At 64.5% G+C, this 22,989-nt stretch carries 19 protein-coding genes and 2 tRNA genes; 4 read left to right on the top strand and 17 right to left on the bottom strand.

The window, feature by feature from the left end; translation table 11 throughout:
• Positions 1-15: 15 nt before the first annotated feature.
• The 6 genes from LDJ84_RS26745 to LDJ84_RS26770 all read right to left on the bottom strand — a co-directional run bounded on the left by LDJ84_RS26745 (position 16) and on the right by LDJ84_RS26770 (position 5,513).
• Complete coding sequence (locus tag LDJ84_RS26745) at positions 16-456, bottom strand: PilX N-terminal domain-containing pilus assembly protein (protein WP_065085555.1); 441 nt, start codon at positions 454-456, stop codon at positions 16-18.
• A gap of 26 nt (positions 457-482) precedes the next feature.
• Positions 483-1,436 carry a PilW family protein gene (locus LDJ84_RS26750; RefSeq protein ID WP_065085556.1) on the bottom strand — a complete coding sequence of 318 codons (954 nt, stop codon included), beginning with the start codon at positions 1,434-1,436 and terminating at the stop codon, positions 483-485.
• Position 1,437: 1 nt separating this feature from the next.
• Positions 1,438-1,911: a type IV pilus modification protein PilV gene (gene pilV, locus LDJ84_RS26755; protein WP_065085557.1), complete on the bottom strand. Its 474-nt coding sequence runs from the start codon at positions 1,909-1,911 to the stop codon at positions 1,438-1,440.
• Between the two features lie 259 nt (positions 1,912-2,170).
• Positions 2,171-3,022, bottom strand: a complete 852-nt coding sequence (locus tag LDJ84_RS26760) for a mechanosensitive ion channel family protein (protein ID WP_024766009.1) — start codon at positions 3,020-3,022, stop codon at positions 2,171-2,173.
• Positions 3,023-3,132: 110 nt separating this feature from the next.
• The gene (locus tag LDJ84_RS26765; RefSeq protein WP_065085558.1) at positions 3,133-4,269 is read right to left on the bottom strand and encodes an SO2930 family diheme c-type cytochrome; all 1,137 of its coding nucleotides are present in this window, start codon (positions 4,267-4,269) and stop codon (positions 3,133-3,135) included.
• Positions 4,266-5,513, bottom strand: coding sequence for a parallel beta-helix domain-containing protein (locus LDJ84_RS26770; RefSeq protein ID WP_024766011.1), 1,248 nt, complete (start codon positions 5,511-5,513; stop codon positions 4,266-4,268). Before LDJ84_RS26770 ends, LDJ84_RS26765 begins: the two co-directional genes overlap by 4 nt.
• Before the next feature lie 177 nt (positions 5,514-5,690).
• Between LDJ84_RS26770 and LDJ84_RS26775 the strand changes: the two genes are divergently transcribed.
• Positions 5,691-6,101, top strand: a complete 411-nt coding sequence (locus LDJ84_RS26775; RefSeq protein ID WP_024766012.1) for a bacteriohemerythrin — start codon at positions 5,691-5,693, stop codon at positions 6,099-6,101.
• A gap of 34 nt (positions 6,102-6,135) precedes the next feature.
• Here the strand turns inward: LDJ84_RS26775 and LDJ84_RS26780 are convergent, their stop codons facing one another.
• A complete protein-coding gene (locus LDJ84_RS26780; RefSeq protein ID WP_038803350.1) occupies positions 6,136-8,385 on the bottom strand; it encodes a YgiQ family radical SAM protein in 2,250 nt (749 codons plus the stop codon).
• Between the two features lie 200 nt (positions 8,386-8,585).
• Here LDJ84_RS26780 and LDJ84_RS26785 point away from each other — a divergent pair, with 200 nt between their 5' ends.
• Complete coding sequence (locus LDJ84_RS26785; protein WP_376784693.1) at positions 8,586-10,472, top strand: diguanylate cyclase domain-containing protein; 1,887 nt, start codon at positions 8,586-8,588, stop codon at positions 10,470-10,472.
• Here the strand turns inward: LDJ84_RS26785 and alr are convergent, their stop codons facing one another.
• The 8 genes from alr to rnr all read right to left on the bottom strand — a co-directional run bounded on the left by alr (position 10,473) and on the right by rnr (position 18,895).
• Positions 10,473-11,549: an alanine racemase gene (alr, locus tag LDJ84_RS26790; protein WP_037012091.1), complete on the bottom strand. Its 1,077-nt coding sequence runs from the start codon at positions 11,547-11,549 to the stop codon at positions 10,473-10,475.
• A 68-nt stretch (positions 11,550-11,617) separates the two neighbouring features.
• Positions 11,618-13,012 (bottom strand): replicative DNA helicase, encoded by a 1,395-nt coding sequence (gene dnaB, locus LDJ84_RS26795; RefSeq protein WP_038803348.1) that lies wholly within the window; start codon positions 13,010-13,012, stop codon positions 11,618-11,620.
• A 140-nt stretch (positions 13,013-13,152) separates the two neighbouring features.
• Positions 13,153-13,599 carry a 50S ribosomal protein L9 gene (gene rplI, locus LDJ84_RS26800; protein WP_015479134.1) on the bottom strand — a complete coding sequence of 149 codons (447 nt, stop codon included), beginning with the start codon at positions 13,597-13,599 and terminating at the stop codon, positions 13,153-13,155.
• Positions 13,600-13,620: 21 nt separating this feature from the next.
• The gene (locus LDJ84_RS26805; protein ID WP_037012089.1) at positions 13,621-14,490 is read right to left on the bottom strand and encodes a hypothetical protein; all 870 of its coding nucleotides are present in this window, start codon (positions 14,488-14,490) and stop codon (positions 13,621-13,623) included.
• A 34-nt stretch (positions 14,491-14,524) separates the two neighbouring features.
• Positions 14,525-14,755: a 30S ribosomal protein S18 gene (rpsR, locus tag LDJ84_RS26810; protein WP_003095634.1), complete on the bottom strand. Its 231-nt coding sequence runs from the start codon at positions 14,753-14,755 to the stop codon at positions 14,525-14,527.
• A gap of 29 nt (positions 14,756-14,784) precedes the next feature.
• On the bottom strand, positions 14,785-15,201 hold the full coding sequence (gene rpsF, locus LDJ84_RS26815) for a 30S ribosomal protein S6 (protein ID WP_015479136.1): 417 nt from the start codon (positions 15,199-15,201) through the stop codon (positions 14,785-14,787).
• 203 nt (positions 15,202-15,404) lie between these two features.
• Positions 15,405-16,157, bottom strand: a complete 753-nt coding sequence (rlmB, locus tag LDJ84_RS26820; RefSeq protein WP_226045611.1) for a 23S rRNA (guanosine(2251)-2'-O)-methyltransferase RlmB — start codon at positions 16,155-16,157, stop codon at positions 15,405-15,407.
• Positions 16,154-18,895, bottom strand: a complete 2,742-nt coding sequence (gene rnr / locus LDJ84_RS26825) for a ribonuclease R (RefSeq protein WP_065085560.1) — start codon at positions 18,893-18,895, stop codon at positions 16,154-16,156. The genes rlmB and rnr overlap by 4 nt, the downstream gene beginning before the upstream one ends.
• A 205-nt stretch (positions 18,896-19,100) precedes the next feature.
• Between rnr and LDJ84_RS26830 the strand changes: the two genes are divergently transcribed.
• Both LDJ84_RS26830 and LDJ84_RS26835 read left to right on the top strand, forming a co-directional pair.
• Positions 19,101-19,187, top strand: a tRNA-Leu gene (locus LDJ84_RS26830).
• Positions 19,188-19,332: 145 nt separating this feature from the next.
• Positions 19,333-19,419: transfer RNA gene (locus LDJ84_RS26835), tRNA-Leu, on the top strand.
• A 176-nt stretch (positions 19,420-19,595) separates the two neighbouring features.
• On the opposite strand, the gene LDJ84_RS26840 is transcribed toward LDJ84_RS26835, so the two are convergent.
• On the bottom strand, positions 19,596-21,530 hold the full coding sequence (locus tag LDJ84_RS26840; RefSeq protein ID WP_226045612.1) for a methyl-accepting chemotaxis protein: 1,935 nt from the start codon (positions 21,528-21,530) through the stop codon (positions 19,596-19,598).
• Between the two features lie 148 nt (positions 21,531-21,678).
• Entirely contained in the window at positions 21,679-22,974 is a 1,296-nt protein-coding gene (locus tag LDJ84_RS26845) for an adenylosuccinate synthase (protein WP_038803347.1), read from the bottom strand.
• Positions 22,975-22,989: the final 15 nt, after the last annotated feature.

Consider the following 22,989-nt stretch of genomic DNA (forward strand, 5'->3'; position numbering starts at 1 on the left):
CCTCCCTGTCGTCCGTCAGCGAATGAAGTAGATGCTGCGCAACCGCGCACTGGAGACCGGCTCGCCCGAGGGCTGGCGGCGCACACCGTAGCCCGTTGCGCTCACCTCCACTGCCACGCCATACGCAGCCCTGCCCATGCCGACTTCCAATCCTTCGTTATTCAGCAGCCGCAGGAACTTCAATTGGTAACGCGATTGGCGCGCGAGATCCGGAGTGCCTGCGTCACCTGTCGAAATGTCCGCGGCAACGTCATAAGCAACGGCGTCGAGATGAACGCGCCTGTAGAGATCGCGTGCCGCCAGTTCGCCCGCACGCAACGCAGATTCGGCTTCCTGAAATGCCATTTGACGATCACGCAGATTCCCCGCCATGCGCTCCTCCAGGCTCGCCAGGCGCATACCGGCCAACCCGATGAGCGTCAGCAGCAACAGCATCACCAGGGTGACCAGCAGCACTGCGCCGCGCTCGGCGCGCCAACGCCTCATTCGGCCCGCACGGCATTGCGCAGCACAGTGGTGCTGCTCATCACCAAACGCAGGCGACGCTCCGTATTGGCGGTCAGCGTTCGTCCGTCGAACACCAGCGCAGTCGACGCCTCGTCGACGTTGCGGGTCAGGCTCTGCAACAACAGGCTGACGCGCACCGTGCGCACCCTGCGCCAGTCGGTAGCGGCCATCTCCCTCGCGGTCTTGTAGATCGCGACGGCGTCGCCGCCCTCGCCGGTAACGCCATAGCGCAGGCTTAGCCCCGCCACGCCGGAGACCAGTTCGTCGGTCTGTTGCTTGTCGCTGCTCTCGCTGTTGTAGGTGACGAAGAGGCCCGGCGAGCCCCCTTCCCCCTTGCCGATCCAGTAGATGGCGTAGCGATAGGGATAGACGCGAGTGGCCGAGGCCAGGAAGTGGCCCAACGCGCGGTTAGCGACCAGGGTGCTCGCACTGCCGGCGTTTCGCATCAGCAGGCAGGACTGCAGATCGGAGAGCAGGTAATACGCCCCGGCCGAGGCACCAGCGGAGGCCAGGGTGACCTGGTTGCCGACGACCGAGCGCGCCGCAAGCGCGGGCTCGCCGACATAACGCAGCAACAACGCATCCGTGTTCGCCAGTTTCCCGGAGGGCAACCAGGCCGGCGCCGCCATGCCGCTGCCGTAACCTTCGATGCCCGCCCTTTCCAGGGCGAATTGCGTGGTGCCAGCCCCGCTGGCATTCACCACGCCGGACGGGCAAGCACTGACGAACCCGGCAGTGCGCAGGTCCTGTGCGAGAATGTCGAAGGCGAAACGCCCGCTTTCCTGAAGCTCGGCCAGGGCAAGGCTGGCGTGGTAGGTCTGCTTGCTGCTCAGCAGCACTTCGATCACACCCGCCATGAGCAGCAGGCTGAGTGCCATGGTGATCAGCAATTCCACCAACGACAGGCCGCGCTGGGCAGAGGCGTCCATGTCAGAGTGAGGTGCGATAGGTAAAGGTTTCCCAGCGTTCGCCATCGCTGGGCCACCGACCTCGCGCACGACTGTCGTCCCAACGGATAGCGATCTCCACGCGGTACAGCTCGCCGCCGCGGAACACCCGCACCGAGCCGCCGCCTGATCCGCCCAGCGCCGTGCAGACCGTATTGCGCCATTGGCTGAGATCGAGTTGCGCACGACTGCTGCCGGAAACCGCCGGGCAATCTCCGGTCGGCTCGGCAAAGGCAAGGTCGTAGGCGCCCGCGCGGGCCGCCGGCAGGTTCGCCCGCAGGAGGTCGCTCATCTCGCTGGCCAGCCAGGAAGCCTGTGAGCGCTGCAACGCACTGTAGCCGGCGGCGACTCCGACGTTCTGCAGGCCCGCCAGCCCCAGCAGGCCGATGGACAGGATCACCACCGAAACGAGCAGTTCAACCAGGGTGAAGCCCCTGGCCGGCAAGCGACTTTGCATGGTTTCGCCTCGCTGCTGAGCGGATTGTGCGGCGTCGTGGGACGGCGCTCCGATCTCTAGAGTGCGAGGTGTTTCAGGGCCGGGTCAGCCAGACTGCGCGCCGAAATCGCCGGGAAATTTCCGCGCGAATAGGCGATCAGGCGCAGGCGCGGGAAGGCTTTCGACGGTGGAAACCACCGGTCCCGGAGACACGACCGCTCATCACGGCGAGCCCAAAGAAAAGGCCACCTTGCGGTGGCCTTTTCCGATCCCGTAGCGATCAGCCGTTGGCCGACTGCTGCACGATCACCGTCTGCGCCGGCATCGGCGCCGGGAAGTCGGTGCCCAGGGCTTCCTTGATGGTGCGGTTGGTGTCGAAGTAGACCTGCCAGTAGACATCGTTATGGCAGTAGGGGCGCACGGCAAGCACGGGGCCGACGAGGTTGAACTCGAGGATTTCCACGTCTACCGGCGGGTCGCTCAGCACGTTGGGAATCGCCGCGACGCGCTGCTTGAGCACCGCCACGGCGGCCGCATAATCGGCGGCGCCGGAGAGCTGGGCCTTGAGCTCCACACGGCGGTAGGGGTTGTGGGTGTAGTTCTGGATGGTGTCGCTGAATATCTTGTTGTTGCCCACCAGGGTCAGGACGTTGTCCGGGGTGTTGATGGCGGTGGCGAACAGGCCGATCTCCTTCACTGTGCCGGTGACACCGCCGGCGGTGACGAAGTCACCGACCTTGAACGGGCGCAGCACGATGATGAAGCCGCCGGCGGCGAGGTTGGCCAGCAGGCCCGACCAGGCCATGCCGATGGCCAGGCCGATGGCTGCGATCAGCGCCGCGAGGCTGGTGGTCTGCACGCCGAAGTAGCCGAGGATGCCGACGACCAGAAGGATGTTCAGGGTAACGGTGATGAAGGAGCCGACGTAGCGCAGCACCGTCGGATCGACGCTCTGCTTGGCCAACGCCTTTTCCACCAGGTTGACGGCGAAGCTGATCAGCCAGCGACCGAGCACCCAGAAGAGAATGGCGACGAGAATCTTCACACCGAACGCGAGCGCGTACTGCGAAACCGTCGCCCACAGTGCGTTGATCTTCTCCGTACCCACGTTGATGATGTTCGTATCGTCCATGGAAGCGCACCTGCGAGAGAAAGGGACCAGATGAACGCTAGCACGGCCCCGGCGGTTTGCTCGTCGCAGTGCGCAGCCCAGAGCCACGGCGGGCTCCGGGCGCCATGGAGCTAGCAGTCGCCGGGTAGCGAGGCGATCCAGCGATTGAGCAGTTCCAGCCCCTCGCGGTGCACCAGGGTGCGGCCCAGCTCGGGCATCATGTCGCCCGGCTTGTCGCTGCCGACCCGGTAGCTGAGCACCGATTTTTCCGGGCTGCCGGGGTGGATGTCCTCCAGCCTCCCGCCCGTGCCGCCGCCCGCCGCCACCGGTGGTTTGCAGAGGCCATAGGCGATGGAAACCGGCGTGTGCGGGTCGAGGTGCAGGCCCGAAGTGCGTGCCGCGCCCTTGGGGTTGTGGCAGTGCGAGCAGTTGGCGTCGAGGTAGCTGCGCGCCTGTTTCTCCAGCCCCTCACCGGGACGCGGATGGCCCCACAAGGCGTTCTGCGGAACCTGCGCCAACGCTGGCAAGCCCTTGAGGAAGCCGCGCGCCTGCCAGTGCTGCAGCTGGTTGTCGCTGCCCTCGGCGTAGGCGAAGTCCTTGTTCAGGTGCCGCGCCTTGGGCCCCAGCGGAGCGATGCCGCCGCCCTTCTGCTCGGCGTGGCATTCGGAGCACTGATTGGCGTCCGGCACCATGTAGGTGAAGGCAGTCTTCTTGCCATCCTCGGCGGTCAACTCCAGCGCCGGGCTGTCGCCGGCGAGTTCCAGCGTCGCCTCGCTCTGGTCGGCATTCCACACGTAGGGCAGCGCCGCCCAGCCGTCCTTCTGCCGCACCAGCACACGGGTTTCCACCAGGTGGACCTTGCCCATGTCCAGTCCGGCCTTGGGGTCGCGGTCGTCCTGGCTGTTCTGCAGCAGGTTGCCCTGGGCGTCCCTGGGGTAATAGAAGGTCTTCGTCAGCACGGTGCCGACGGGGTAGTCGAAGCGATCCTCGGCGTACTGCGCCGACAGGCCTTCGGGCATCCATACGGTGCGCAGCTTGTGCGCGTAGTCGGTGAACAGCGGGGTGTTGAGGTCATACGGCAGCACCTCGGCGGCCGGCGTCAGGTGGCCGTCCGCCAGGTGCAACATGCCCCAGCCGCTGAGCTTTTCCGGGTAATCATCACCTTCGGGCTGATAACGCGGCTTGCTCTCCTGCCCGCACCCGGCCAGTGCACCAGCAAGGGCAGCGGCCAGGGCGAGCGGCAACAGGAACGGAGCGGGTTTCGTCATGCCTTGTTGCCCTTCTCGCCGAGGCCGGCCTGTTCGATCTTCGGCAGCGGCTTGAGCTTGCACTGGTGGCTGCTCATGTCGGTGCTGATGTTCTTGTAGCCGTTGGGACCGTCGACGTTGACGATACCGGCGTTGCCGTTGTCGATGCAGATGGCCAGGGCTTCCGGAAGCTTGCCGTCGACCAGTTTCTTGTCGTTGAAGTAGCCGTCCCAGAGGATGTCCGGCAGGCGCCCGTTGAGACCGAACTTGGCGATCTTCAGGGCCTTGAGTTCCAGGTGGTCGGGGCTGTCGCCGCCCGGGCCGAAGGTGTTGCCGTGGATGAAGATGCCTTCGGGGTACGGGTCGAAGTTGGGCTGGGTGGCCTTGCCCGAATAACCGGTACTGAAGTAGCTGCTGACGATGACGTTGGCGGTCTTGTGGTTGCCGATCTTGTTGTCGAAGATCTCCACGTCATCGTTGGAGTTCACCACCACGCCCGAGCCCGCCGGCACGCTGGCCACTGGCGTGCCCTTGTGGCCGAAGTTCTCGTGGTTGTTGCCCTGCACATCGTTGTCGAAGACGCGGGTGCCGCGTCCCGGCTGCGGAAGGTTGGGCATGTTGAAGACGAGGATGCCACCGGTATTGTCGGTGGCGACGTTGTTGTAGACGTCGGCGCCGATGGTGTTCTCGATCTCGATACCGGCGACGTTGCGCTCGGCGCGGTTGTTGCGCACGACCACGTTGCGCGACTGGCCGACATAGATACCCGAGTCGGAGGCGCCGATCGCGACGTTGCCTTCGAGCAGCGTGTTTTCGGTCTGTACCGGGTAGATGCCGTAGCCGCCGTTCTCGGTAGCCGGGCCGTTGGTCCATTCGGTGCGGATGTTGCGGATGACGATGTTCTTGCCACCGATGACCTTCAGGCCGTCGCCCTTGGCGTCCTCGATGGCCAGGCTCTCGATGGTGAAGTCGGAGGCGTCGACGAACAGGCCTTCGGCACCGGCCTTCTGGTTCTTGAAGCTGAGGATGGTCTTGTCCATCCCGGCGCCGCGGATGGTCACGCCGTCCACCTTCAGGCTCAGGCTGCGGTCCAGGTGGTAGGTGCCGGCGGGAATGTCGATGACATCGCCGGCCTTGGCCTTGATCAGGCGCGCCTGCAGGTCTTTCTGGAAGTCGGCGCTGACGGCAGCGGTGGGCTTGTCACCTTCGCCGCAGGCGGCCAGGGCAACGGAGAGAGCGAGAAGGGAAAGAGTGGCGAGACGCATGGCGGGCTCCGGTCTTGTTTTTATGATATGGAACTATCGTACCAAATAAGACCGAGAATACTCCTACATCCCGCGCCACGCCAGCCCTTCAGACACATCGCACTTTGATTGATTGACGTCAGGGTTTAGCGGTGGCGGATCGGGATGATCTGCGCTTCCAACCCAAGGAGTGCACGGATGAGCTTCATGCCCTGGAACGACGAATTCGTGATCGGAATCGAGCGGATCGATGAACAGCACCGCTGGCTGGTCGACCTCACCAATGCGCTGTACGACAGCCTGAACGGCCCGGAGGGCGAGGGTCAGCCCATCGGCGAGTTGCTGGAGCAACTGGTGGAGTACACGATGAATCACTTCATCGTCGAGGAAGTGCTGTTCCAGCGCCTGGGCTATCCCGAGGAGGAAGCGCACCGGGCCGAGCACGATCGTTTCAATCGGCAGATCATCGACCTGCTGTACCGCCACGAGGATGGCGAGGTCGTCTCGGTCGAGGCCCTGGAGCTGCTCAAGGCCTGGCTGATCCACCATATCCTGAAGGTGGACAAGGCTTACGTGGCGTTCTTCAAAGGAAAAGGCGTGACCGCTTAGCGACACGCCTTTTTTACAGCACGGTACAGACGAATCAGCGCGGAATATTGGGCTGTCGCTTGGTGGTGCGCTTCTTGCCCTTGGCGTAGCCGCTGGCCTTGCCTTCCTCGGCCTTGTTCCACGGCTTGGAGCCGTTGCTGGCGCGCGGCGGCAGGCCGGTGTGCTGGGTCAGCAACGGCTTGCCGGTCTTCTTGCTGCCGGCCGGGGTGGAGTTCTTGCGGCGCGCGCTCTGGTACTCGTCGGTCTGCGGCTGGTAGGTCGGGATCAGGTGATGCTTGCCGTTGCCAATCAGGTCGGCACGGCCCATGCGCTCCAGCGCCTCGCGCAGCATCGGCCAGCCCTTCGGGTCGTGGTAGCGCAGGAAGGCCTTGTGCAGACGGCGCTGCTGGTCGCTCTTGACGATGGTCACGCCGTCGCTCTTGTAGGTCACCTTGCGCAGCGGGTTCTTGCCCGAGTGGTACATGGCGGTCGCGCTGGCCATGGGCGAGGGATAGAACGCCTGCACCTGGTCCGCGCGGAAGCCATTGCGCTTGAGCCACAGGGCGAGGTTCATCATGTCCTCGTCGGTGGTACCCGGATGCGCCGCGATGAAGTACGGGATCAGGTACTGCTCCTTGCCGGCCTCCTTGGAGAACTTCTCGAACATGCGCTTGAAGGCGTCGTAGGTACCGATGCCCGGCTTCATCATCTTCGACAGCGGGCCTTCCTCGGTATGCTCCGGGGCAATCTTCAGGTAGCCGCCAACGTGGTGCGTCACCAACTCCTTGACGTACTCGGGCGACTCCACGGCCAGGTCGTAGCGCAGGCCGGAGGCGATCAGGATCTTCTTCACACCCGGCAGGGCGCGGGCCTTGCGGTACAGCTCGATGAGCGAGGAGTGGTCGGTATTGAGGTTCTCGCAGATGCCCGGCCACACGCAGGACGGCTTGCGGCAGTGACGCTCGATCTCCGGGTCCTTGCAGGCGATGCGGTACATGTTGGCGGTCGGGCCACCCAGGTCGGAAACGACACCGGTGAAGCCCGGCACCTTCTTCATCTCCTCGATCTCGGCAAGGATCGACTCATGGGAGCGGTTCTGGATGATTCGCCCCTCGTGCTCGGTGATCGAGCAGAAGGTGCAGCCACCGAAGCAGCCGCGCATGATGTTCACCGAGAAACGGATCATCTCGTAGGCCGGGATCTTCTCCTTGCCATACAGCGGGTGCGGCACGCGCGCATAGGGCATGCCGAACACGTAGTCCATTTCCTCGGTGCTCATCGGGATGGGTGGCGGGTTGAACCACACGTCCACTTCGCCATGCTTCTGCACCAGGGCGCGGGCGTTGCCCGGATTGGTCTCCAGGTGCAGCACGCGGTTGGCATGGGCATAGAGCACCGCGTCGCTGCGCACCTTCTCGAACGACGGCAGGCGGATCACCGTACGCTCGCGCTCCAGGCGCGGGTGTGCCAGCAGCTGCACGACCTTGGCTTCGTTCGGGTCTTCCTGCTCGCCCTTTTCCTGCTCGATGGCGCAGGCGGCGGTGTCCTGGGTGTTCACGTAGGGGTTGATGATCTTGTCGACCTTGCCCGGGCGGTCGATGCGGGTGGAGTCCACCTCGAACCAGCCTTCGGGAGTGTCGCGGCGCACGAAGGCGGTACCGCGCACGTCGGTGATCTGCTCGACCCGCTCGCCGGCAGCCAGGCGCTGGGCGATCTCCACCACGGCGCGCTCGGCGTTGCCGTACAGCAGGATATCGGCGGTGGCGTCCATCAGGATGGAGCGGCGCACCTTGTCCTGCCAGTAGTCGTAGTGGGCGATGCGGCGCAGCGAAGCCTCGATGCCGCCGAGGATGACCGGGGTATCGCTGAAGGCTTCCTTGCAGCGCTGGCTGTAGACCAGGCTGGCGCGATCCGGGCGACGACCGGCCAGGCCTCCCGGGGTGTAGGCGTCATCGCTGCGGATTTTCTTGTCCGCGGTGTAGCGGTTGATCATCGAGTCCATGTTGCCCGCCGCCACGCCGAAGAACAGGTTCGGCTGGCCGAGCTTCATGAAGTCGTCCTTCGAACGCCAGTCCGGCTGGGCGATGATGCCCACACGGAAGCCCTGGGCTTCCAGCAGGCGGCCGATAATGGCCATGCCGAACGACGGATGGTCGACGTAGGCGTCCCCGGTGACGATGATGATGTCGCAGGAATCCCAGCCCAGCTGATCCATCTCTTCCTTGCTCATGGGCAGGAACGGCGCCGGGCCGAAACACTCGGCCCAGAACTTGGGATAGTCGAACAGCGGCTTGGCGGCTTGCATCACGGGCACCGTGGGTATCTCTAGTAGGGATCGCGGAAAAACGCGGGCGCGGAATATAGCACAAAAAGTGTACAAATCCGACCAGCGAACTCAGATTTACGGGGGATTTAACCTTCCGACGGTAGATTGCCAATGCCATCATCTGGCTATACTTCAGCCACTATCCGCAGTACGCCTGGCCAACCCGCCCAGGCCAGGGAGTGCCTGTCGTGTGTCGTGCCATCGTACTGTTGCTTACCCTGCTGTTCTGCCACACGGCGCTAGCCTTCGAACTCGACGACAAGGCCAGCGGCGCCTGGCTCAATGATCACCTCGAATTGCTGCAGGAGCGCGACGGCCCGCTATCGCTGGCAGCCGTGCAGACCAGCCGCGACTTCATTCCGGCCAACGGCCGCACCAGCGTTGGCCAGAGTCCTGACGGCTGGTGGCTGCGCCTGGACCTGGACCGCCGTACCGCGCCGCTGGGCGGCTGGTGGCTGGAAGTCGATGCCGTCAACCTGAAGGACCTGCGCCTCTACATACCCGACGAACGGGGCATCTACCGGGAAACGCTGTCCGGCGAGGCCGTGCCGTTCGCCCAGGGCCGTGACCGCGACTACCGCCGACCGCTCTTCCACCTGCCCGAAGGCACCGGCCCGGTGCGCATCTATGCCCGCGTCTACGACCCCGCCGGCAATTCGTTCCCGCTGCGTATCTGGTCGCTGGATGATCTGCAGGACCATCGCGCCGATACCAGCCTGTTCCTGGGTTTCATCTACGGCCTGATCGCCGCCCTGCTGCTGTACAACCTGTTCATCCTGCTGACCCTGCGCGACCCGGCGTACTTCTGGTACGTGCTGACGACCGCCAGCGCCCTGCTGTTCAGCCTGGGCATGAGCGGCCACGGTTTCGAGTACTTCTGGCCCGATCACCCGGTGCCCTGGTGGCTCGACCGCATCACCCTGCCCTCGCTCTGGGGCCTTTGCGTACACCGCTTTACCATCACCCTGCTGCAGACCCGCCGCTACGTGCGCTGGTCGCACTGGCTGCTGAACCTGAACTGCGCGCTGTACGTGCTGACCATCGTCCTCGGCGCGCTGCAGTTGCGCGGCGTGGCCGGCTGGATGCTGGTGGCGATCACCCTGATCGGCGTGCCGGCAGCGCTGGGCGGTGCCGTGGTGCGCTGGCGCCAGGGTTCGTTCCCGGCCTTCCTCTACCTGCTCGGCTTCGGCCTGGTACTGACCAGCGTGAGCATCTCGGTGATGCGCGCCACCGGCATGGTGCAGCCCTCGCCATTGACCTCGTACATCTTCCCCATCGCCGTGGCGATGGAGTCGGTACTCTTCTCCTTCGCCCTCACCTCGCGAATCCAGGGCCTCAAGCGCGAGCGCGCGCAGGCACTGGAGCAGGCGGATCGGGAGAAGAGCGCGCGCCTGACCCTCATGCAGAGCGCCCAGCAAGACCTGGCGACAGCCGTGGCCGAGCGCACCGCCGAACTCACCCAGAGCAACCAGCTGCTGCGCGAGCGCGAAGTGCAGCTGCAACACGCCGCGCACTACGACCCGCTGACCGGCCTGCCGAACCGTCGCTACCTGGTGGAACATGCCGAACACGCCCTGGCCCATGCCCAGCAGAACGGCGAGACCCTGGCGCTGATGCTGATCGACCTCGACCACTTCAAGCCGATCAACGACAGCCACGGGCACGATGCGGGCGACTTCATGCTGCAGAACGTCGGCAACCGCCTGCGCCAGTGCGTGCGCGGCAGTGATTGCGTGGCGCGCCTGGGCGGTGACGAATTCGCAGCATTGATTTCCGGGCCCGATGCCGAGAGCCACGCCAAGGAGATCGCCTGCCGCATCCTCAATGAACTGTCGCGGCCGGTGAAGTTCGACAGCCTGGAGCTGCGCGTCACGCCGAGCATCGGCGTGGCCATCTATCCCAGCCACGCCATGCAGTTCAGCAAGCTCTACAAGGCCGCCGACCAGGCGCTCTACGAGGTGAAGGGCAATGGCCGGGCGGCCTACGCCATGGCCAGCGAGGCCGCCGGCGAAACCAGCGATCTCTGGCTGGAAAACGAACGGCTGGAAAGCGAAGACCGTGCCTGATCAGCTGCGGTAACGGCGCGGCACGCGGGCGGTGACCTTGGTCAGCAACTCATAGCCGATGGTCCCGGCATGGGCGGCCACCTCGTCCACCGGCAGGTTGGCGCCCCACAGCTCAACGCGATCACCCACTGCGGTGCCGGGCAGATCGGTCAGGTCCACTGCAAGCATATCCATGGAGACACGCCCGGCCAGCGATGCGCGCCGCCCATCCACCAGCACCGGCGTACCGCTCGGCGCGTGGCGCGGGTATCCATCGGCGTAGCCGCAACTCACCGTGCCGATACGCGACGGCCGCTCGGCCACCCAGGTCGCGCCGTACCCAACGCTCTCACCCACCGCCACCTCGCGCACGGCGATCAGTCGCGCCTCCAGGCTCATGGCCGGGCGCAGGCCCAGTTCAGCGGCGCCGATGTCGGCGAAGGGCGTGGCGCCATAGAGCATGATGCCGGGGCGAACCCAGTCCATGTGTGCGGCGGGAATGGTCAGCACGGCGGCAGAGTTGGCCAGCGAGCGCAGGTCGAAATCCAGGTCCAGCACACTGAGGAAACAGGCCACCTGGTCTTCGGTCAGCTCGTCGCCGCGCACATCGGCATTGGCGAAGTGGCTCATCAGGTTCAGCTCCGCCACCTGCGGCGCCTGGCGCAGGCGCGAATGCCAGTCGCGTAGCGCCTCGGGCGAGAAGCCCAGGCGGTGCATGCCGGTATCCAGCTTCATCCACACATTCAGCGCACTGGGCAGTTGCGCGGCGAGCAGCGCCTGGGCCTGCTCAGGGCCTTGCACCGCCACATCCAGGCGCAGCTGGACAGCGATCAGGTATTCCGCCGGCTCGAAACAGCCCTCCAGCAGCAGGATGCGGGCGCCGGCATGCAGAGCGCGTACCTCGGCGGCCTCCTCCAGGCAGGCCACCGCGAAGCCGTCAGCCTCGTCGTGCAGGCAGCTCACCACCTCCCGAGCGCCGTGCCCATAGGCGTTCGCCTTGACCACTGCGAAAGCCTCGCGCCCAGGTGCGCAGCGCTTGGCAACGGCGTAGTTGTGGCGAATGGCGGCAAGATCGACGTGGGCGACGAGCGGGCGCATGGCGGCCTCTGAAATGAAAACGGGCGCCTATCTTAAGGCGCCCGTCGGTCACGCGGAATGCGGCATCGTTACTCGTCTTCGAAGTTGTACATGCCGGGCGCGAGGTTCTCGAAGCGGCTGTAGCGACCGAGGAAGGCCACGCGCACCGTGCCGATGGGGCCGTTCCGCTGCTTGCCGAGGATGATCTCGGCGACGCCCTTGAACTCGGTCTCCGGGTGATACACCTCGTCGCGGTAGACGAACATGATCACGTCGGCGTCCTGCTCGATCGCTCCGGATTCGCGCAAGTCGGAGTTCACCGGGCGCTTGTTGGGGCGCTGTTCCAGCGAGCGGTTGAGCTGGGAGAGCGCCACCACCGGGCAGTTGAATTCCTTCGCCAGCGCCTTGAGCGAGCGGGAAATCTCGGAAATCTCGTTGGTCCGGTTGTCGCCGGCGGAACCGGGGATCTGCATGAGCTGCAGGTAGTCGACCATGATCATGCCGATCTCGCCGTGTTCGCGCGCCAGGCGACGGGTCCGCGCGCGCATTTCCGAGGGCGAGATGCCGGCGGTGTCGTCGATGAACAGCTTGCGGTCGCTGAGCAGGTTCACCGCCGAGGTCAGTCGCGGCCAATCCTCGTCGTCCAGCTTGCCGGTACGCACCTTGGTCTGGTCGATGCGCCCGAGCGAGGCGAGCATACGCATCACGATGGAGTCGGAGGGCATCTCCAGCGAGTACACCAGGATCGCCTTGTCGCTGCGCATCAGGGCGTTCTCCACCAGGTTCATGGCGAAGGTGGTCTTGCCCATGGAGGGTCGGCCGGCCACGATGATCAGGTCGGACGGCTGCAGGCCGCTGGTCTTCTCGTCGAGGTCAGTGAAGCCGGTGGTGATGCCGGTCAGCGCGTCCGAGGTGTTGAACAGGTGGTCGATGCGGTCGATGGTCTTGACCAGGATATCGCCGATGCCCACCGGGCCGCCGGTCTTGGGCCGCGCTTCGGCGATCTCGAAGATCTTGCGCTCGGCTTCGTCGAGCACTTCGTTGGCGCTGCGCCCTTCGGGGTTGAAGGCACTGTCGGCGATATCGCTGCTGATGCCGATCAGCTGCCGCAAGGTGGCCCGCTCGCGGATGATGCCCGCGTAGGCCTTGATGTTCGCCACCGAAGGCGTGTTCTTCGCCAGCTCGGCGAGGTAAGCAAGGCCGCCCACCTGGGGCAGTTGCCCTTCGCGTTCGAGCTGCTCGGAGAGCGTCACCACATCGATCGGCTGGTTGGCTTCGGCGAGCTTGTAGACGGCGCGGAAGATCAGGCGATGGTCATGGCGGTAGAAGTCACCATCGGACACGGCGTCGGAGACGCGCTCCCAGGCGTTGTTGTCGAGCATCAGGCCACCCAGCACCGCCTGTTCGGCTTCGATCGAGTGCGGCGGCACCTTGAGGGAAGCGGTCTGCAGGTCGTATTGCTCGGGGACGGTGATGTCGTTCATGGGCGCTTCGTGCGGGCTCTTCGTAGAAATTCAAAGGCGGAAAAAACAAAGGGCACGGTACCGAATTTCAGTACCGTGCCCGATGTTAGCGGACTGATTCGCCCATGCAAGATGTGCGAAACGTCCTAGCGACGGATCGCTTACTCGGCGACTACAACCACGTGCAGGGTTGCATCAACATCCATGTGCAGTTGCACTTCGATGTTGTATTCGCCTACAGCGCGCAGGGCGCCGTCGGGCAGGCGAACTTCGCTCTTTTCCAGCGGGTAGCCGGCAGCCGAAACGGCGTCGGCGATGTCGCGGGTGCCGATCGAACCGAACAGTTTGCCTTCGTCGCCAGCGTGGGCGCCGATGGTCACGATCAGTTCGGCCAGTTGGGCAGCACGAGCTTCAGCAGCGGCTTTTTTCTCAGCAGCGGCTTTTTCCAGCTCTGCGCGGCGCTCTTCGAAAGCAGCGACGTTGGCAGCGGTGGCAGCGGTGGCTTTGCCCTGCGGCAGCAGGTAGTTACGAGCGTAACCGCCCTTTACGTTCAGCTTGTCGCCCAGGTTGCCCAGTTTGGCGATCTTTTCCAGCAGGATGACTTCCATTTGAGTCTTACCTCTTAACTTTTAACCTTCACCGTTCGCAGCTTTCTGGCGCTTGGCCAGGCGACCGCGAAAATCAAACAGACTGTCGACGACGGCGACAAGACAGATCACATTGCCCAGTACGAATACCAGCAGGTACAGCGGTGCCAGCCAGAAGCCCGGAAGCTTCTTCAGCGCGGCCAGGCCGTGCCCCAGTGCGATCCCGGCGAACAGCAGCGGAATCATGCACAGCGGCGCCAGCATGGTGGCCGCGGGCCCTGCGAAGGGCAGCGCCACAACGCCGACCAGCAGCGCTACAGCCGTGCCCGGCGACAGACGCAGTGCACGGAACTCGCGGCCAAACCCTTCCGGGTTGAACAGTACTGCTTGCCAATAACGCGCCAGCATCAGGCACAACAGGCTGATCGTCTGCAGCGAGGCTGCCATCAGGCCGGTGATGGTCGGAACCATCTCCGCCTGCAGGGCGGCCATCTGTTCCGGCGAAAGCTTGGCTTCGGCCAGAACCTGCGGCAGTGCCTTGCCGAATGCATCGGCCAGACCTGCGACCAACCCGGCCGACACCGTGCTGAGCAGCAGCACGAACACCGCACCGAGCACAACGCTCGCCAGCATCACCTGATTCCAGGACACCTTGCTGCGCAGAACCTGCGCCAGCACGGCACTACCCACCAGAACCAGACTCACGCTGGGGTCACCCAGGTACCACCAGGCCAGTGCCGGAAGCAGCGCCCACACCAGGATGCCAAAGGCATCGCCGGCGCCACGGCGCAACAGCACCAGACTGCCTGCTGCGGCACCGAGCCAGAACAAAGGCTGCAGTACCGCGGCTGCGACGACCACCAGGGTCGCCTGCATGCGGCCTCGCATGACAAATTCAGCCAATGCGCGCATGCGATCTATCCATCAATTCCAGTCGACTGCCCGATCAACGGCCGTGGCTGTCGGTGTAGGGAAGCAGGGCCAGGTAACGGGCGCGCTTGATAGCGGTCGCCAGCTGACGCTGGTACTTGGCTTTGGTGCCGGTGATACGGCTCGGAACGATCTTGCCGGTTTCGGAAACGTAGGCCTTCAGGGTGTTCAGATCTTTGTAATCGATCTCTTTCACGCCTTCAGCGGTGAAACGGCAGAATTTACGACGACGGAAGAAACGTGCCATGTGTGTGGCTCCTCAATACTGGTCCGGGATTACTCGTCAGCGCTGTCGCGGCTATCTTCGCCGTCAGCGGACTCGCCCTCGTTCGATTCGGGACGCTCACGGCGCTCACGGCGCTCGTTGCGGCTCTCTTCGGCCTTCAGCATTTCGGACTGGCCGGTAACGGCTTCGTCGCGACGGATGACCATGTTACGGATCACGGCGTCGTTGTAGCGGAAGTTGTCTTCCATCTCGGCCAGGGCCTTGGCGGTGCACTCGACGTTCATCAGAACGTAGTGAGCCTTGTGCACGTTGTTGATGGCGTAAGCCAGCTGACGACGGCCCCAGTCTTCCAGACGGTGGACTTTGCCGCCGTCTTCTTCGATGGCCTTGGTGTAACGCTCGACCATGCCACCGACTTGTTCGCTCTGGTCCGGGTGAACCAGGAACACGATTTCGTAATGACGCATAAATGCTCCTTACGGATTGCAGCCTGCCGACTAAGCGGTCAGACAAGGAGTGAATGATTTTTTCCTTGCCACCAGAGAAGGCGCGCGAGCACCTGCCAGGACGGCAAGGGCCGACATTCTAGAGAAGCGTGCCAGGGGGCGCAAGGAAAACTGGTGAAACTTTGAACAGCGCAAGGCGGCGCCGGCCGCCTTGCGTGGGGACGTCAGGCGCCAGCCTTGATCTGGCGCTGGCGGACGATCTCGAACAGGCACACACCGGTAGCCACCGAGACATTCAGGCTGCTCACGCTGCCCTGCATCGGCAACTTGGCCAGGTAGTCGCAGTGCTCGCGGGTCAGGCGGCGCATGCCCTTGCCCTCGGCGCCCATCACCAGCACGGTCGGCCCGGTGAGATCGAGTTCGTAGAGCATCTGGGTCGCCTCACCGGCAGTGCCGACGATCCACAGCCCGCGCTGCTGAAGCTTCCCCAGGGTGCGCGCGAGATTGGTCACGGCGACCAGCGGGATCACCTCGGCGGCGCCGCAGGCGACTTTACGCACGGTGGCGTTGAGGGTCGCAGACTTGTCCTTGGGCACAATCACCGCCAGCGCGCCCGCCGCATCGGCGGTGCGCAGGCAGGCGCCGAGGTTGTGCGGATCGGTCACGCCATCCAGTGCCAGCAGCAGTGCGGGACCGGTGGAGCGCTCCAGCAGCTCCTCCAGCATGTTTTCGCCCCACACCTGACTCGGGCTGACCTCGGCGACCACACCCTGGTGAACGCCCTCGGCCCACTCGTCCAGCTCCTTGCGGTCGCGCGTACCCACCGGCACGCGCACCTGGCCGGCCAGCTCGACCAGCGCCTGGACGCGCGGATCATGCCGACCTTCGGCCAACCACAGTTGCTTGACCCGCTTCGGGTGATGGCGCAGCAACGCTTCTACGGCATGGACCCCGTAGACCTTTTCCCACTGACTCATTTCTTCGCCTTACCCTTGCCTGCCGGAGTGCCGGTCGATGCACCCGCCTTGGGCTGCGACGCCCCCTTGCGGTGCTTGGTTGACTTGCCGGACCGGGCCTTCTGCTTCGACGGATTGCGCGGCTTGCCAGCGGCGGACGCAGACTTGCCCTTGCCGGTCGCCGGCTTGTTACCGCCGACCTTGGCCTCTTCGAGCAGCGCTTTCTTCACTTCGCGGCTCTTGCGCACATCGGTATTGCCGAGCATCTCCTCGGCCTTGGCGAGCATATCCGGCGCCACCGACGGCAGCGCCTGGACCACGCCAACCTTGCGCTTGCGCGGCTGGTGCGACGGCACCACGGCCACGTCGGGAGCGAAGAACGGATCATCCGCCACCTGGGCGCGGGCCTTGGCCGGCTTCTCCCTGGCAACTGCGCCCTTGGGCGCCTTGCCCTTGGCCACTTTGCCCTTGGCAACCGGCTCGGCCTTCTCGCCACGCTTCTTGCGGCCAATCGGCGCGCTGAGCACGTTGTCGGAGAGCTCGAAATCGATCTTGCGCTCATCCAGGTCGACGCGCGCCACGACCACTTCCACGGCGTCACCCAGGCGGAAGCTGCGGCCAGTACGTTCGCCCGCGAGGCGGTGATGCACGGCATCGAAGTGGTAGTAGTCGCCCGGCAGCGCGGTGACGTGGACCAGGCCTTCGACGTAGATGTCAGTCAGTTCAACGAAGATGCCGAAGCCGGTCACTGCGGTGATCACGCCGGGGAAGGTCTCGCCCACGCGCTCGCGCATGAACTCGCACTTCAGCCAGTTGGTGACGTCGCGGGTCGCCTCGTCAGCGCGGCGCTCGGTCATCGAGCACTGCTCACCCAGCTGAGCAAGACGCGCCTCGTCGTACGGATAGATTCGCGCCTTGGGCATGCTGGCCGCGCCAACGCGCTGCACATGTTCGGAAGCCGCCTTGGAGCGGATCAGGCCACGGATGGCACGATGGGTCAGCAGGTCCGGGTAGCGACGGATCGGCGAGGTGAAGTGGGTATAGGCCTCGTAGTTCAGGCCGAAGTGGCCGGCATTCTCCGGGCTGTACACCGCCTGGCTCAGCGAACGCAGCATCACGGTCTGGATCAGCTGCAGGTCCGGGCGACCCTGAATGGACTCCAGCAGCTTCTGGTAGTCCGCCGGGGTCGGATCGCCCTTGCCCCGGTACAGCGTCAGCCCCAGCTCGCCGAGGAACTGGCGCAGGTTGTTCAGCTTCTCCTGCGGCGGGCCGTCGTGGACGCGGTACAGCGCCGGAATCGCGTGCTTCTCGAGGAATTTGGCGGTGGCGACGTTGGCCGCCAGCATGCATTCCTCGATCAGCTTGTGTGCGTCGTTGCGCTGGGTCGGACGAATCTCTGAGATCTTGCGGTCCGCACCGAAGACGATGCGGGTTTCCTGAGTCTCGAAATCGATGGCTCCACGCACATGGCGCGCACCGACCAGGACCTTGTACAGGTCATAAAGCGTGTTGAGGTGCGGCACCACCGCCGGCAGTTGTTCCTTCAGGCGCTGGCCTTCGGGGCTGTCCGGGGTTTCCAGGTACTGACTGACCTTGGTGTAGGTCAGGCGCGCGTGGGAATGAATGACCGCCTCGTAGAACTGGTAGTCGGTCATCTTGCCGGCCTTGGAGAGATTCATCTCGCAGACCATGGCCAGGCGATCGACCAGCGGATTCAGGGAGCACAGGCCGTTGGAGAGAATCTCCGGCAGCATCGGAATCACGCGTTCGGGGAAGTACACCGAGTTGCCGCGCTTGGCCGCCTCTTCATCCAGGGCCGAACCGACCTTCACATAATGAGAGACGTCGGCGATGGCGACGAACAGCTTCCAGCCACCACCTTTGCGCTTTTCGGCGTAGACCGCGTCGTCGAAGTCGCGGGCGTCCTCGCCATCGATGGTGACGAAAGGCAGGGCGCGCAGGTCGACGCGCTTCTCTTTATCCTTCTCCAGCACTTCAGGCTTGAGTTTGGCCGCTTCCTTCTCCACTGCCTCGGGCCAGGTGTGGGGAATGTCGTAGCTGCGCAGCGCGACTTCGATTTCCATGCCCGGCGCCATGTAGTCGCCGAGCACTTCCACCACTTCGCCCTGGGCCTGGCGATGTACGCTCGGCCAGACGTCGATGCGCACCTGGACGAATTGATTGTGCTTGGCCTTGCCGGCCTTGCCCGGCGGGATCAGCACTTCCTGCTGGATCTTCGGGTTGTCGGCCACCACCGTGCCGATGCCGCTTTCATCGAAATAGCGGCCGACGATGGTCTCGTGGGCGCGTTCGACCACCTCCACCACGGCGCCTTCACGGCGGCCGCGGCGATCGAAGCCCGACACACGCGCCAAGGCGCGGTCACCGTCGAACACCAGGCGCATCTGCGTCGGGCTGAGGAACAGGTCGTCGCTACCGTCATCGGGGATGAGGAAGCCGAAGCCGTCGCGGTGGCCGGCGATGCGGCCGAGGATCAGGTCGAGCTTGTCCACCGGCGCATAGGCGCCACGGCGGGTATAGATGAGCTGGCCGTCACGCTCCATGGCGCGCAGTCGGCGGCGCAGCGCTTCTTCCGGCTCTTCGCCGGAGAGGCCAAGTTCATCCAGCAACTGGGCCCGCGTCGCGGGAGCGCCGCGCTCGGCGAGGTGCGCCAGGATGAGTTCACGGCTGGGGATGGGGTTGTCGTATTTTTCCGCCTCGCGGGCGGCCTCGGGATCGAGGTTTTGCCAATCGGCCATTAAAGTGCGGTCACCTTATATATAGGGGTATGGATCGCCATGTGCTTATTGAAGCGCGAAATCCGCTCGTCGGTCAGCTTCGGGCAAGAATAAATTTTTTATCGCATCAGGGGTTTACAAGCGAAAACGCTCTCCGTATAGTTCGCGCCCACAGCGTCAGACAGACGTTGTAACACGGAAACGATGAGTAATCATCGACTCCAGTGCCCAGGTGGCGGAATTGGTAGACGCACTAGGTTCAGGTCCTAGCGGTGGCAACACCGTGGAAGTTCGAGTCTTCTCCTGGGCACCACTTATTCAAGGATAAAGTCAGTCATTTACGGGCTTTGTCAGGCGGGTTCGGAACCCTGAAACCGAACGATAGACCGCTGGATGCAACCAAGGGTTGCATCACCGCAAGACGATGAGCGATCATCGCACCCCATGCTGAAAAGCATGCCCAGGTGGCGGAATTGGTAGACGCACTAGGTTCAGGTCCTAGCGGTGGCAACACCGTGGAAGTTCGAGTCTTCTCCTGGGCACCATCTTCAAACGAAAAAGCCGAGCACTGCTCGGCTTTTTCGTTTTCGGCTTTCCGCCTCGCCAAGAATTAAAACCAGGCGCAGGAGCGGGCTCCGCCGGCGATATCAGCCCCGCGCCGAGCCCGATCCCATCGCGGACAGCGCTCGCCTCCACACAAACACCGAGGCCGTGCGCACCATCACGCCTTGAACTGCCCCAGGCTGGCGCGCAACTGACCGGCCAACCCATCAAGCACTCGCCCACTGCTGGCCGTCGCACTCACCGCTTCCGCGGCTCGACTTGCCTCGGCATGGATCACCTCGACCCGGCCGCGCACCGCCGCAGCACCAACCGCCTGCTGCTGCGCCGAATGGGTCGCCGCCTCGATGGCCCCGTGCACTTCCTCCACCGCACTCTGCACTTCACGCTGCAGCCGTTCGCTATCCTGCAACGCGGCCAACCCCTGAACAGCCTGCTCACGAGCCTGCCCGATAGCCGAGACTGCCTCCCGTGCACCCTGCTGCAACGCACCGATATGCGACTGGATATCGCCCGTGGACTGCTGGGTCTTGCTCGCCAGCGCTCGCACCTCGTCCGCCACCACGGCGAAACCGCGCCCACTTTCACCCGCGCGGGCCGCTTCGATGGCGGCGTTCAGTGCCAGCAGGTTGGTCTGTTCGGCGATGCCATGGATCACCGAGAGCACCACTTCGATCTGCTCGCTCTGCCGCGCCAGGCGCTCGATCACACCGGCGCCGCTCTGCACACGGGACTCCAGGGTTTCGATCAGGCCACCGACCTTGCGGGCAATGGCTGCATTGTCCTGCGCCGCCTTGCGGATCTCTCCGACCCGAGCCAAGGCCGCCTCCATGGAGCGGCTCTCTATTTCCGCTTCCGCCGCCATCCCGGAGAGCGCCTCTAGGCTGCCGGCGACCTCATTGCGCTGCCGGTCCGTTGCCGCCTCGGCACTGGCACTGCGAGTGGCCAGCGCGGCAATTTCACTGCCGGTCTGCTGAGCAACCTGCACGGCCTCCCGCACGATGGGCTGAAGCTTGTCGACGAAGCGATTCACCGCTGTCGCCATCTCGCCCAGCTCATCACGACTATCCAGGCGCACCCGGCGGGTCAGGTCACCCTCACCCGCCGCCAGGTCATTCAAGGCATTGATCAGCAGGCGCAGACGATTCACCACGCGATGACCGAGCACGACTGCCAGGCACAACAGCACACCAAGACCCACCAGCACCAAGCCCATACCGATGCGCCAACGCAGGGTACTCGCGGCCTCCTCGATGGAAGTCTTCGCGCCCAGGCTCATGCCGTCTGCCGCCTGTTTCGCCGACTGCAGACGCGCAGTCAGCGCCCTGGCGCTGTCGGCAGCTGCGCCGGCAAGGCTGTCCCCCACCAACTGATCACCACTGGCGACCAGGGCAGAGAAGCGCTGATCCAGCGCGGCGATCCGCTTCTCGATCGCATCGGTGGAAACACCCAGGCGCACTTTGCCGATTTCCACGCCATTCGGGCTGATCGGCGCTTCAACGAGAAACACCGAGCTGTCGTGGCTCGCGGCCTCCAGTACCTTGTCCAGCGCCCGCTCACCCTTGCCTTTTTCCAGCAGCGCCTTGACCCGCTCATCCTCGCGATTGAGGTAACGGGTGAGGTGCTGGCCCTGCGGATCGTCGTAGACCACGAAGAGCACATTGGGATTGGCCTGAGCGCGCCGAGCGTAATCGGAGAGCAGCGGCACGTCGTTATCCCACATGGCCTTGGGCGCCACGGCAGCCAACAATTGCGCCAATTCGGTGGCGGATTGGCGCAGGCTCTGTTCCAGGCTCTGGCGCAACTCGCCCTGCTCTTCTTCCAGCCGCGCGGAGAGCGCCGAGCCCAGGCGCTCGCGGGTATGCGCGGAAAGATCATTCAAACCGGAGGTCACTTCGCGACCGGCCTGCTCCAGCTCACCAGCCAGGCGTTGCGATTCCTTACCCAGGTGATCCCCCAGATTGCTGACCAGGCCATCGACGGTGCTGCGAGTGAGCCACAGGGCAATCGCCAGTTGCACCAGCAGTGCGATGCCCAAGGCAATGAATGCGGGGCGCAGCAAGCGGCTGCGCAGAAGCGACAGGACGGCGGACACGGCAGGCTTCCTCCGGGAGGCAACGGAACTCTGGCGCAGATGGCGCGCCGATCCATTTCACCAGCAAAGCGCGTGCCGGGCCGCAAAACACGGAGGGCAGAAACGACAACGGGCCGCATGAGCGGCCCGTCGCGGTATAGCGTGTGGATCAGCCGAACGGATGACGCAGGACGATGGTCTCGGCGCGGTCCGGGCCGGTGGAGATGATGTCGATGGGCGCGCCAACCAGCTCCTCGATGCGCTTGATGTACGCGCGCGCATTGGCCGGCAGGCCTTCCAGGCTCTGTACGCCCACGGTCGACTCGCTCCAGCCCGGCAGGTCTTCGTAGACCGGCTGCAGGCCGATGTAGCTGTCGGCATCGGTCGGCGCATCGGTCAGCAGTTCGCCGGCGGCATTCTGGTAGCCGGTGCAGATGCGCACGGTTTCCAGGCCGTCGAGGACGTCCAGCTTGGTCAGGCACAGGCCGGACAGGCTGTTGATCTCGATGGCGCGACGCAGTATGACGGCATCGAACCAGCCGCAACGACGGGCACGCCCGGTGGTGGCGCCGAACTCGTGACCGACCTTGGCCAGGCGGGCGCCGACTTCATCGAACAGCTCGGTCGGGAACGGGCCGGAACCCACGCGAGTAGTGTAGGCCTTGGTGATCCCCAGGATGTAATCCAGGAACAGCGGACCAAAGCCCGAACCGGTGGCGGTGCCGCCGGCCGTGGTGTTGGAGCTGGTGACGAACGGATAGGTACCGTGGTCGATGTCCAGCAGCGAACCCTGGGCGCCTTCGAACATGATGTTCTCATCGGCACGGCGCAGGTCGTGCAGGGTCGAGGTCACGTCGGCCATCAGCGGACGCAGTTCTTCGGCGTAGGCCATGCACTCGTCCAGAGTCTTCTGGAAGTCGACGGCCGGTTCCTTGTAATAGTTCTGCAGGACGAAGTTGTGGTAGTCCAGCAGCTCGCCCAGCTTGGCAGCGAAGCGCTCGCGGTGGAACAGATCGCCCACGCGCAGACCACGACGGGCCACTTTGTCTTCGTACGCCGGGCCGATGCCGCGACCGGTGGTGCCGATCTTGGCGTCGCCACGGGCCTTCTCGCGGGCCTGGTCCAGGGCCACGTGGAAGGACAGGATCAGCGGGCAGGACGGGCTGATGCGCAGGCGCTCGCGCACCGGTACGCCCTTCTCTTCCAGCTTGGCGATCTCGCGCATCAGCGCGTCGGGCGCCAGCACCACGCCGTTGCCGATCAGGCACTGCACGCCTTCGCGCAGGATGCCCGACGGAATCAGGTGCAGCACAGTCTTCTCGCCAGCGACCACCAGGGTATGACCGGCATTGTGGCCGCCCTGGTAACGCACCACGGCAGCAGCCTGGTCGGTCAGCAGGTCGACGATCTTGCCTTTGCCCTCATCACCCCACTGGGTGCCCAGGACTACGACATTCTTACCCATAAACTTGTCCCCATC

This window comes from Pseudomonas sp. HS-18, assembly GCF_020401845.1.
Lineage (GTDB): Bacteria > Pseudomonadota > Gammaproteobacteria > Pseudomonadales > Pseudomonadaceae > Pseudomonas > Pseudomonas nitroreducens.